The sequence below is a fragment of the Paenibacillus xylanexedens genome (assembly GCF_007676705.1).
Taxonomy (GTDB): Bacteria; Bacillota; Bacilli; order Paenibacillales; family Paenibacillaceae; genus Paenibacillus; species Paenibacillus xylanexedens_C.
Genome location: NZ_VEBF01000007.1, coordinates 74,876 through 86,749 on the forward strand (window position 1 = coordinate 74,876; position 11,874 = coordinate 86,749).

General features: G+C 47.6%; 12 protein-coding genes. 4 read left to right on the plus strand and 8 right to left on the minus strand.

Going from position 1 to position 11,874, the window contains the following annotated elements; all coding sequences use genetic code 11:
* Positions 1 to 11: 11 nt before the first annotated feature.
* On the plus strand, positions 12 to 1,178 hold the full coding sequence (locus FS628_RS25850; RefSeq protein WP_145325825.1) for an ROK family transcriptional regulator: 1,167 nt from the start codon (positions 12 to 14) through the stop codon (positions 1,176 to 1,178).
* Positions 1,179 to 1,324: 146 nt separating this feature from the next.
* Entirely contained in the window at positions 1,325 to 1,522 is a 198-nt protein-coding gene (locus FS628_RS25855; protein ID WP_017692236.1) for a hypothetical protein, read from the plus strand.
* A 338-nt stretch (positions 1,523 to 1,860) separates the two neighbouring features.
* Here FS628_RS25855 and FS628_RS25860 read toward each other — a convergent pair whose 3' ends face one another.
* The gene (locus FS628_RS25860; RefSeq protein ID WP_090924451.1) at positions 1,861 to 2,091 is read right to left on the minus strand and encodes a glutaredoxin family protein; all 231 of its coding nucleotides are present in this window, start codon (positions 2,089 to 2,091) and stop codon (positions 1,861 to 1,863) included.
* Between the two features lie 62 nt (positions 2,092 to 2,153).
* Positions 2,154 to 3,095 (minus strand): thioredoxin-disulfide reductase, encoded by a 942-nt coding sequence (gene trxB, locus FS628_RS25865; protein WP_036668032.1) that lies wholly within the window; start codon positions 3,093 to 3,095, stop codon positions 2,154 to 2,156.
* 256 nt (positions 3,096 to 3,351) lie between these two features.
* Between trxB and FS628_RS25870 the strand changes: the two genes are divergently transcribed.
* Positions 3,352 to 4,083 (plus strand): ZIP family metal transporter, encoded by a 732-nt coding sequence (locus tag FS628_RS25870; protein WP_145325826.1) that lies wholly within the window; start codon positions 3,352 to 3,354, stop codon positions 4,081 to 4,083.
* A 188-nt stretch (positions 4,084 to 4,271) separates the two neighbouring features.
* On the opposite strand, the gene FS628_RS25875 is transcribed toward FS628_RS25870, so the two are convergent.
* Positions 4,272 to 6,284, minus strand: a complete 2,013-nt coding sequence (locus tag FS628_RS25875) for a heavy metal translocating P-type ATPase (protein ID WP_145325827.1) — start codon at positions 6,282 to 6,284, stop codon at positions 4,272 to 4,274.
* 83 nt (positions 6,285 to 6,367) lie between these two features.
* Between FS628_RS25875 and FS628_RS25880 the strand changes: the two genes are divergently transcribed.
* Positions 6,368 to 6,577, plus strand: a complete 210-nt coding sequence (locus FS628_RS25880) for a hypothetical protein (protein WP_145325828.1) — start codon at positions 6,368 to 6,370, stop codon at positions 6,575 to 6,577.
* Positions 6,578 to 6,661: 84 nt separating this feature from the next.
* Here the strand turns inward: FS628_RS25880 and FS628_RS25885 are convergent, their stop codons facing one another.
* From FS628_RS25885 to kduI, 5 genes are all read right to left on the minus strand, one after another.
* A complete protein-coding gene (locus FS628_RS25885; protein WP_036606925.1) occupies positions 6,662 to 7,969 on the minus strand; it encodes a homocysteine synthase in 1,308 nt (435 codons plus the stop codon).
* Positions 7,970 to 8,205: 236 nt separating this feature from the next.
* Positions 8,206 to 9,051, minus strand: coding sequence for a sugar phosphate isomerase/epimerase family protein (locus FS628_RS25890; protein ID WP_145325829.1), 846 nt, complete (start codon positions 9,049 to 9,051; stop codon positions 8,206 to 8,208).
* A 37-nt stretch (positions 9,052 to 9,088) separates the two neighbouring features.
* Complete coding sequence (gene kduD, locus FS628_RS25895) at positions 9,089 to 9,841, minus strand: 2-dehydro-3-deoxy-D-gluconate 5-dehydrogenase KduD (protein ID WP_145325830.1); 753 nt, start codon at positions 9,839 to 9,841, stop codon at positions 9,089 to 9,091.
* A 77-nt stretch (positions 9,842 to 9,918) separates the two neighbouring features.
* Positions 9,919 to 10,677: a DeoR/GlpR family DNA-binding transcription regulator gene (locus FS628_RS25900; RefSeq protein ID WP_186327970.1), complete on the minus strand. Its 759-nt coding sequence runs from the start codon at positions 10,675 to 10,677 to the stop codon at positions 9,919 to 9,921.
* Between the two features lie 225 nt (positions 10,678 to 10,902).
* Positions 10,903 to 11,742 (minus strand): 5-dehydro-4-deoxy-D-glucuronate isomerase, encoded by an 840-nt coding sequence (kduI, locus tag FS628_RS25905; RefSeq protein WP_145325832.1) that lies wholly within the window; start codon positions 11,740 to 11,742, stop codon positions 10,903 to 10,905.
* Positions 11,743 to 11,874: the final 132 nt, after the last annotated feature.

The following is an 11,874-nucleotide window of genomic DNA, read 5'->3' on the forward strand; positions in this document are numbered from 1 at the left end:
GCCTTAACGATATGAAAATTACGGGAGACCAGATGCTGGTCAAAAAAATAAACAAGTCGATCGTTCTTGATACGATCCGGCGGCATGCCCCTCTCTCGCGCGCACGGGTGTCCGAGGTCACGGGGCTGAACAAGGCAACGGTATCCAACCTGGTTGCTGATCTGATCAGTGATGATCTGGTGCAGGAGATTGGCCCTGGGGAATCCAGCGGCGGACGTAAACCACTCATGCTGCTGTTTCGAGGGACATCAGGCTATGCAGTCGGTCTGGAACTCAGTGTGACCCATTTGAAAGGCGTGCTTACAGATCTGGAAGGTCACGTCATTACAGAGTACGCAGTGACCTTGGAACACCATGACGTGTCCTCTGTACTCGAGCAATTAAAATTGGCCGCAAAGCAGCTCATTGAAGCAGCTCCTCCTTCGCCTCACGGTGTCATTGGCATTGGCATCGGAGTACCCGGCATGGTCGATGAGGCAGGGACGGTCCTGTTTGCACCCAACCTGGGGTGGGAGAAGGTAGCTCTTCGCTCCATGCTTGAAGAAGAATTTGAACTGCCAGTAACCATCGATAATGAAGCCAATGCGGGTGCCCATGGAGAGTTGAATTTTGGGGCAGGCATCGGTGTCCGTCACATGATCTACATCAGTGCAGGCATGGGTATTGGTTCAGGCATCATGGTGGATGGTGAATTATACAAAGGAGCGTGGGGCTACGCTGGGGAAACAGGCCACATGTCCATTGAAGCGGAAGGTCTGCCCTGTTCCTGTGGTAATCGTGGCTGCTGGGAGTTATATGCATCGGAAAAAGCCTATGAGCATCCGGATCATCAGCTGAAGTTACCTGCTCATACCACCCGAGATCTGATTCATTATGCGGAGCAAGGTCACGAGGATGTTCAGGCATTATACGACACGATTGGACGAAAGCTGGGGATTGGCATTACCAATATCGTGAACAGTTTCAATCCGGAACGCATTATCATTGGCGGTCCCCTCTCCGAAGCTGGTCCCTGGATTGAGACAGCCTTAAAGCAAGTGGTTGAGGAGCGAACATTACCTTATCACCGTCGTAGTCTGCAGATTGAATGGGCAGCCCTGGGCAGCCGTTCTACACGTGTTGGTGCCGCTTACTCTGCGATATCCCAATTTTTAGGTAGAATTAGGGTGTCCGTCTAATAATAGATGAAAATTGACATCATTTTGCCCCATTTCCTCCCTTTTTGTTAAAGAAATCCAGAGGTATAATGAGGTTATGTGATTTTTGTCATGGCTGTGTGAATACAGCTGTGTTAATTCCGATAACGAAACGGAGTGAAAAAAGCGTGACCTACGTGGATACTTCAGATATCTCGGCGCAAATGTTTGTCACCGTACTCCTGTTCCTGATTGTGCTTGCGCCCCTGTTCAGCCTTGGCATACTCCGATTGTTCCAGAGCAAAAAGAAGGCTGGTTTCATGTACATGCTGTCAGGATTGCTGGTGTATGTTGTATTTCAGACTTTTATGAGCATCTTTTTCTAGATGGAAGATGGTGTATTGAATCTTATGTTCTGACAATCTTGGATGTACAAATGAGAAAGGAGGAGCCACTGGCGCCTCCCTTTTTTGGTTGTCCGCACTTCTATACAGGATGATGATTGTCGAAGTCCGTATCTTGCAATCCCTATAGGGATATACTTTATTTCAAATGTTTCAAAAGAGCTTTCACCCAGGGGGGTAGTTTCGGCGCCCTCAAAGAAAACGCACAAAAAACCGTACCCAATCGGGTACGGTTCTTTCTATATCCTAACGGCTCGCGAAAACCGGAATTGCATCGAAAAGTTCATTCAATACATCATGTTCCAGATGATCAGCGTAATTTAAGCGTCCAATGCTTTGGCAAATTGGGTTTTGTTCATACCCAGAATGCGGTGTTCACCAATTACAGTCAAAGGCACGGCACGTACGCCCATGTCCCATACTTGTTGTGCGAACTCATCACTAGTCTCAATGTTGCGCTCTTCGTAAGCGATACCTTTGTCAGCCAGGAATGTTTTTACAGATTTGCAGTTCGGGCAGTTCGTTGAAGTATATACAATTACGTTTTCCATGTTTAATTCACCTCATATGGTTTTATATTAATCTATAGTTTGTTTAGGATCAGCTCATTTTATTACAAAACAACTGCGCTGTGCTCCAAGCTTTCAATGTATTTCTCTGTGTCCATGGCAGCCATACATCCGCTACCTGCAGCTGTAATCGCTTGTTTGTAACGTGTATCCTGAACGTCACCACATGCGAATACGCCTGGGATGTTCGTCTCGGATGTACCTGGTGTAGTCAAGATATAACCGTGTTCGTCCGTAGTGATCTGTCCACCAAGGAATCCAGTGTTCGGTGTGTGACCAATGGCTACGAATACGCCGCTTGCCGGAATCACTTCTTCTTCACCTGTTTCGTTGTTCAACACTTTGAGTCCTGTCACGCCGTTATCGCCAGCAAGTACTTCGAGTGGTGTACGGTTAAGAGCCATTTCTACTTTTTCGTTGCTGCGTGCACGATCCTGCATGATTTTGGAGCCACGCAGTTCTTCACGACGGTGTACCAGCGTTACTTTGGAACCGAAACGGGACAGGAAGCTTGCTTCCTCAAGAGCAGAGTCTCCACCGCCGATAACGATGATCTCTTTGTTACGGAAGAAGAATCCATCACATGTTGCACATGTGCTGACACCGCGGCCCACATTCGTTTCTTCGCCAGGGATACCCAGGTATTTGGCAGATGCGCCTGTAGACAGGATCAACGTTTCCGATACGAGCTCACCCATACCTTCGACTTGAATCTTGAACGGACGCTCGCTCATGTCGATGTTGTTCACCCAACCTGTGCGGAATTCAGCACCGAAGCGTTCTGCTTGTTTGCGCATGTTGTCCATCAGTTCTGGACCCATAATTCCATCAGGAAAACCTGGGAAGTTCTCCACTTCAGTCGTCGTTGTCAGTTGGCCACCTGGTTGTGGTCCTTCAATAACGAGTGGGTTCAAGTTGGCACGTGCCAGATAGATTGCTGCTGTCAGCCCTGCAGGGCCTGTTCCAATAATAATTGATTTATACATGTATAGTTCCTCCCCCGGGTTCTACAAAAAGGTTGGGCCCTCCGGCATCAAAAGCTTATGCTTTTGCATACACTAGAACGAAAAGCCTACATCATGTCCACAAGTCCTGCCTGCGAAATGACAATTGCCCTATGCAGAAACGGAATTCTAATTTATAATCATTCTAATCTGTTGTTCATTATGATCTCTTTTATGTACGGTGTCAATGCTCGGCAGCGATTATGAAGAAGTCTTCATCAGGAGGGAAAATGGAAGCATGAACGATGCACTCATTGGCAGTTTTATATCAGCCATGTCTACCGGCCTAGGGGCCGTACCGATTCTATTTATGCGCAAAATATCACACCGTCTGCGTGATATCTTGCTGGCCTACGCCGCAGGTATTATGACCTCGGCTTCAGTGTATAATCTCATTCCGGAAGCACTTGGCCAATCAAACCTTTTTGTACTCGCATTTGGTATTTTGCTTGGTAGCCTGGTTCTACTGGTTCTGGAAATGAAGATTCCACACGTGGATCTGGAGAATCCCGAGAAAATGCCTTTCAAAATCGAAGCCAAAGCTTTCATGATTATTGCAGCCATCACCATGCATAACCTGCCGGAAGGATTATCAGTTGGAGTCAGCTATGCAAGCTCGGATGCGAACCTGGGCAATCTCATTGCCTTCTCCATCGGATTGCAGAATGCGCCGGAAGGATTCCTGGTGGCCCTTTTCTTAGTAAATCAGAACATTGGCCGCTTCAAAGCACTAGGTATTGCCACCCTGACCGGTGCCGTAGAGATTATTACAGCTATGATCGGGTACACATTAAGTAGTCTCGTAGCTGGTCTTGTCCCTTATGGTTTGGCTTTTGCAGCCGGTGCGATGATGTTTATCGTCTATAAGGAACTTATTCCCGAGAGTCACGGCGATGGCAATGCACGTGTAGCGACGATGTCCTTTTTGCTCGGGCTCATCACGATGATCGGTCTGACCGAACTGTTCTAATTGCAGAACGAATACTTACATTACAACCAATAAGGCACCCTTATAAGCACAACATAAAGAACCCGAGCGGACAGTCCAAGACTGTCGACCGGGTTCTTTGTTTAGCCACAAATGAAGATTCCATGAAATTAATGGGATTGCCTGTCAGAGGCATTACGCCCTCTTCTCCCATCTCTCTTCAATTCTGATTACCGCAACAGTCTAAGCCCATTCAGAATAACCAGAATTGTACTCCCCTCATGACCTACCACACCCAGAGGCAATGCGACATCTCGAAAAAAGTTACCTGCAATTAAGGCTAGAATGACCGTAATGGCAAAACACATATTTTGCTTCACCGTTCGCTGTGCTCGCCGAGCTTGCCCAATCACCCACGCGATCTCTTCAATGTTGTCGTTCATCAGCACCGCATCGGCAACCTCCAGTGCAGTGCCGCTCCCCGACAACCCCATCCCCATACCAACCGTTGCCGCCGCGAGTGCCGGCGCATCATTAACTCCATCCCCTACCATCAGCACAGGACCATACTGTTTACGCAGTGCCTGTACCTGCTTCACTTTATCTTCAGGCAACAAGTCTGCATAGACCATGCTTACTCCTGTTTCACGCGCAATAACAGAAGCGGATCTGGCCCGATCACCTGTTAACATCGCAACCTGTACACCCATCGCTTTGAGCCTATTCACTGCTGCTGCTCCCTGAGGACGAACCGTGTCCCGCATCGCGATCAATCCGACTATTTCCCCATCTGCCATAACAACAGATACGGTTTTCCCTTCTCCTTCAAGACGGGAACATATATCACCCCATCCTGAAGATACGTTCACTTGGATAACATCATGTTTACCTAGATCAATGCTGCTGTCTTTCATCTCCTCAGACTTCATTGATTCCATTCCAGTTGTTTTTCCGACTCTCCAGACCACACCATCTACAGTTCCTTCGATGCCCCAACCTGTCATAGCCTGTACATGCTCCACTTCCTGAAGAGTAATGTTCTCCTTGTTTGCCTGATCTACAATGGCACGAGCCAAGGGGTGCATGGAGAGACTTTCAATTGCCGCTACCGCAGATAACAGTTGCGTGCGATCTACACTCTCAACAGTTAGAATATCGGCGACTTGCGGGGTGCCCATGGTCAATGTACCTGTCTTGTCAAAAGCTACGACCCGTGTCCGAGCCATATTCTCCATATGGGCACCTCCCTTGAAGAGAATGCCACGGCGGGCGCTGCTGGACATCGCGGACAGCATGACAGGCATAATGGAAGACACCAACGCACAGGGCGAAGCAACAACCAGGAATACCATTGCTTTGTAAAATGCCTCATTCCATGTCCAGCCGAGCAACAGCGGAGTTGCTGCAATCAAAAGTAAGGTTATTCCTACAACAATACGTGCGTAAATCCCTTCAAATCGCTCCATAAAACGCTGGGAATCGGGCACTTCCGCCTGCGCTTCTTCCACCATTTTAATGATTTTACCGAACAGCGACCCTTCAGCCGATTTTGTGACCTCTACGTACAATGCACCCTCCCCGTTTACTGTACCTGCATATACTTCATCCCCTGCAACTTTGTCCACAGGCAGAGATTCTCCAGTGATAGACGACTGATTGATAAAAGAACTCCCCCGGTACACAAGGCCATCCGCTGGGATTAATTCTCCCGGTTTGACCAACAGCAGATCGCCCGGCTGCAGATCATCAATAGCCACGATGTTCATCTGTCCGTCCTCAATACGCATTGCAGTCTCTGGCTTGAGCGCCAGCAACGATGAGATATCCTTATGACTTCGTTCTGTCGCATAACTTTCCAACGCACCACTGAGTGCAAAAATAAAGATTAGCATTGCGCCTTCATTCCAGTAGCCAATGGCTGCTGCCCCAAGTGAAGCGGCGATCATCAGTAGATTTACATCCAGATCACGGTCCTTGACCAGTGTCTCGATGCCCTCCTTCGCTTTGGTCCAACCGCCGACGACATAGGCAATAATGTAAAGCATGATGGACAATGTACCAAAATACGGTGCAGTTCCCCAGGCAATCAGCATCAACAGCCCACTGCCCAATGCGGATTGCATCTCTTTGTTTTGTAACATGGCTCGAAAATCAGGCTTACGTCCCCGGTTTGGACCTGGTGTTTGGGACGAGAGCTGCTCAGCTTGCTTCTGTCTGTGTACAGGTTGATGTATTGCTTGCATATGAATCACGTTCCTTTCGAATGGTAGGTTTGGGGATGACGAGTCTGCTCAATCCCGCTCCCTAAAATGAAGTTGTATTGAGAATGAGAGCCATTGTTAATGCCCTAAAAATGACACATGCTGCTGCGGGAATCCCGCAGCAGCATGGTTTTGTGAATGATTTTGAAATATCTCGAATGAGAATGATAATCATTTTTGCACTTATGCAATTGTTTTTACTCAATACAACTTTTAATCAGTATATGCCTGTGATTCGCATTTGTAAATGGGCATTTTTCAACGGTAACTCATAAATGCATGTTCAAAAAGACAAAAAGCCGCTGTCCCGAAGGACAACGGCTTAAACCATCATTTTAATATTCGTTTGACCTGTTTATTTACGCGCCTACACTTGCTCCCTGACTTGCTTTGATGGCTTGCTCCAGATCATAGATAATATCTTGAATGTTCTCTGTACCCACAGAGAGGCGAATGAGCTCCGGGTTAACCCCTGCGGCAGTCTGTTCATCTTCGGTCAACTGCGCATGAGTTGTGCTCGCCGGGTGAATGATCAGTGATTTGGAATCGCCCACGTTCGCAAGGTGAGAGAACAGTTTGACACTTTCAATCAACTTGCGACCCGCGTCCGCACCACCTTTGATTCCAAAAGTCAGAATGGCACCCTGCCCTCTTGGCAGATACTTCTGTGCAAGCTCGTAAGAGCCGTGGCTCGGTAGACCTGCATAACTTACCCAAGACACATCTTCATGTTTCTCAAGGAATTCCGCAACAGCCAGAGCGTTGCTACTATGACGTTCCACACGCAGGTGCAATGTCTCCAGTCCTTGCAGCAACAACCATGAGTTGAATGGAGAGATCGTTGCACCCAGGTCGCGTAGCAGTTGTACCCGTGCTTTGATAATATAAGCGATCGGTCCAACCGCTTCCGTATATACAACACCGTTATAACTGGAATCTGGCTCCGTCAATCCAGGGAATTTTCCACTTGCTTTCCAGTCAAATTTTCCGCTGTCCACGATCACGCCACCAATGGACGTACCATGACCTCCAATAAATTTCGTCGCAGAGTGAACAACGATATCAGCTCCATGTTCGATTGGACGAAGCAAGTACGGACTTGGGAACGTATTATCCACGATCAAAGGGATGCCATGTTCATGGGCGATGGCTGCCACCGCTTCAATATCCAGTACATTCCCCTTCGGATTACCGATTGTTTCGGCATACAATGCTTTCGTTTTCTCCGTAATCGCTGCCCGGAAATTCTCAGGATCACTGGAATCCACAAATTTTACGTCCAGGCCCAGTTTCGGCAAAGTAGTCGAGAATAGATTATACGTCCCCCCATACAAACTCGCCGAAGACACGATCTCATCCCCTGCACCGGCAATATTCAGAAGCGAAAACGTAATAGCTGCCTGACCGGAAGCTGTAGCGAGCGCCCCAGCTCCGCCTTCCAACGCCGCAATCCGTTGCTCAAACACATCGGTTGTTGGATTCATCAGGCGGGTATAGATGTTGCCAAACTCTTTCAAACCAAACAGATTAGCTGCATGCTCGGTGTCCTTGAATCCATAGGATGTCGTCTGATACAAAGGCACAGCTCGTGCGTTGGTGGTTGGATCAATCTCCTGGCCTGCATGAATTGCCAATGTTTCAAATGAAAGCTCACGTTCGTTTGACATAAATCTGAATCCTCCCTTGGTATACGTTCTCTGAGTCCTGATGTCTTCGCATGGTGGCGTATGTTTTCCATATTCTCTCACAAGATGTCGCATTTGAAAAGAATTATTTCCGATTTATCCGATAAGAAATAATTAATATGTATTTAGTCGATTACTGTACCAAAAAAACCTTTGCCCTCGCAAAGGTTTTTCGGCTATTTTGGCTTCGGTATGCAAAACCAAATATAGGTTTTTACTTAAACTCGAACTGCACTCCATACGTCACGCAAATGTTTGGCCGCAGGCACCGCTTCTTCCGCAGTTACACCTTCAAGTGAAATATCGATATGTGGCTTATATGTTTTGAGCAATTCAAAAAATAACGGATAATCCAGTATGCCCGCCCCAGGTACAGGATTGAACTTCTCTCCCTGTGCGTCGAAGGCCACATCCTTGGCATGAATCACGATCATGCGCTGATACAGTGACTCCATCACCTCGCGCAAGAAAGCCCCTTGATCTGCTGCGTGTGGGTGTTTGATCAGATTACACGGATCGAACAGCATCCCCAGATTGGAAGAAGGAATCTCTTCAAACAACCGTGTCATATGCTCATGAGTATGAAGGGTGTGGGTGGACACAGGCTCAATCGCCGCATGTACGCCCCACTTCTCGGCTTCCTCAGCCAACTCCTCAACCGTTTCTTTCAGCACGCTCCACGCCTTCTCTTCATATCCATCCGGATGTGTATCCTGATAGGTGTCCAAGCCCCCGGTCTCCGTTGCCACCATGCTGCAACCAAAATCCCGGGCATAACGCAGATGCTCCTTGAATCGATCAATGTCCGCACGTCTTGTTACCGGATCAGGGTCAATCGGATTAATATAACAGCCCAGTACCGCAATCTTCACCCCGCGCTGTGCAAATTGATCTCCAATCTCATTCGCAAGTCCTGGACTTAGTTTGCCATTGGACGAGTCCACATCGGATAATGCTTTGGCAAGCGCCAACTGCACGGAATTGAATCCGTTATCCGCAATCGTCTGCGCAAGCTCTGCTGTAGGCTGTTTGCCAAATGTATGCGCCAGAATACCAAGTTTCATGTCACTGCCTCCTTATGCAAGTCCGATCATTAAGAGATTAACGAGCCATCCAGCCGCCATCGACATTCAGTACATGACCATTCAGATAATCCGAAGCTGCGGATGCCAGAAAGACTACCGGGCCTTTCAGATCTTCCGGTGTACCCCAACGTCCAGCAGGAATACGGGCTGTAATATCCCGGTAACGATTCTCGTCTGCACGGATCTGGGTGGTATTATCCGTTTCCATGTAACCCGGTGCGATCCCGTTAATCTGAATACCCCTACCTGCCCATTCATTGGCGAGTGCTTTGGTTAAACCGGCAACACCATGTTTACTGGCTGTATAACCCGGTACATTAATCCCGCCTTGATAGGACAACATGGATGCAATATTAATGATTTTGCCACTTCCGCGTTCAATCATATGTCTGCCAGCCAATTGGCTCAGGAAAAATACCGTATTCAGGTTCAGGCCGATCACATCGTGCCAGTCCTGCCCTGCATGGTCAACCGCAGGTGTGCGGCGAATGATTCCGGCATTGTTGACCAGAATATCAATTCGGCCCTGGAACGCAAGCGCCTTTTCGAACACAGCCGACAACTCATCTTCACGACTTAAATCCGCTTCAATCACATAAGCTTTGCGCCCAAGTGCTTCGATCGCACTTGCCGTTTCCGCAGGCTTGGAGTAAGAGACCAATACCACATCGGCGCCCGCTTCTGCCAGGCCAATGGCCATCCCTTGTCCTAGTCCTCCCGAGGTACCTGTCACCAGTGCAACTTGTCCGCTTAAATCAAATGGGTTCATGAATGATTCCTCCGCATGGTTTGATGTGCAAACAATAGCTCCTAACGTTTCTTTAATCCCGTGAATGATATATGAGGTTAACTTTGATAATCCACTGTGACACCGCTCTGTTCGTACAAGGCAGCCGTCTCTTCATCCAGACGACCGTCACTAATAATGTAGTCCAGTTCCGAACACTGAGCGAAAGTCCGAAGTGCAAATTGTCCGAATTTATAATGATCCACAACGCCGTATACCTGCTGCGAGGCAGATATCATTGCTTTTTTCAACGGAACCAGATCTCCCGTGTAGATCGATAAACCAAAGTCCGGATGAAGAGCTGTCGTCGATATAAAGGCTTTGTGAATGTTAAGACCGGATATAAACGCAGCCGTATCATCCCCCACCAGCATATTCCGTACACGAGCCCCGCCAGGCACAACCAGTCGCACCTGCTCCTTTTTGGTTAGCTCCGCAATAATGAACAGATCATTAGTCACTACCGTCAGTGGCTGATTGTCGAGACGTTTGGCCATCTCCAGCGTGGTGCTGCCACCATCGAGAGCAACAATATCTCCAGGTCGAATGTAAGCAAGGGCACGCTCAGCAATTTCCGTCTTCTCCGGATGATGCTTCTCTGTGACTCCACGGCTGTTGAGGATCCCGTACTGGTCATTCTGAGCCAGCATAGCCCCGCCATGGACACGTACGAGCAGTCCCATGCTCTCCAACTTGTCGAGATCCTCTCGGACAGTCTTCCCAGTCACCTGCAACAGATCACTGAGATCACTGACGGTTACTTCCTGACGCTCCAACAGAGCCTCCATAATTTTTTCATGTCTTTTCAATGGATTCATCATAATCAACTTCCTATACTACCTGAGTTAAATGAATAACAGTTTCACACGTACACTTCGGGTACAGAAAACCTTCCGATCACTCTTATCCCCAAATTTTCTTTAATCCCTTTTTTAAAGGGAAAAATCTGGTGATAAAGGCGCACGCTTCGCTTCTTCTGGTCCTTTCTGTACCCTCCGTTCTAGTGTCTACCCTGTCAATTTAACTCAGACATCTGTAATTTATTATTTCAGGTCTTTCATCGCTACACCGTCCATATCTTCGAACGTCTGATTCTCACCAGCCATTGCCCAACAGAACGTGTAGTTGCTTGTGCCCACACCACTGTGAATGGACCAGCTTGGGGAGATGATCGCCTGACGATCACGTACAACCAGATGACGCGTTTCGTTCGGCTCACCCATCATGTGGAATACAACGCCGTCTTCAGGCAGATTCCAGTACAAGTATACTTCGGAACGGCGATTATGGGTATGTGCCGGCATGGTATTCCACATGTTGCCCTTGTCGAGTTCGGTAATACCCATCACCAACTGACAGCTTTGAATTCCACCTTCTCCTTGGTGAATATAACGATAGATCGTACGTTCATTGGAAGTTTCGATGCTGCCCAAGTGATTTGGTTGAGCTTGCTCTTGTGTTGCTTTTACCGTTGGATAGGTGTGGTGAGCCGGTGTGGATACAAAATAGAATTGGGCAGGTTGAGCCTTGTCACTGCTCGTGAACACGACTTCCTTCACACCTCTACCGATGTAGAGACATTCCTTTGCTCCAATCTCATAGCCTTGTCCATCCGCTGTCACTGTTCCATGACCACCTACATTAATGATACCGATTTCACGACGCTCCAAGAAAAAGTTCGTTCCGATATCCTTCAGGTTTACTTCAAGCGCAATGTCTTTGCTTTGAGGTACAGCCGTTCCCACAATATAACGATCCACATGAGAATATACGGTTACCAGTTCATCCGTTGCGAATAGTTGCTCCATCAGAAATTCCTCGCGCAGTCGGGACGTATCATAGGTTTTTACTTCGTTCGGGTGTGCAGCATAGCGATTTTCCATTATTAATCCATTCCCTTCGTCATTTAAATTAGTTGAGATTGATATTATTAATGTTCATATAAGTTCATTTTAGTTCATTATGTATCTTTTGTGTACCTTTATTTTCAAAAAAATTCATCTAATTAATTATTA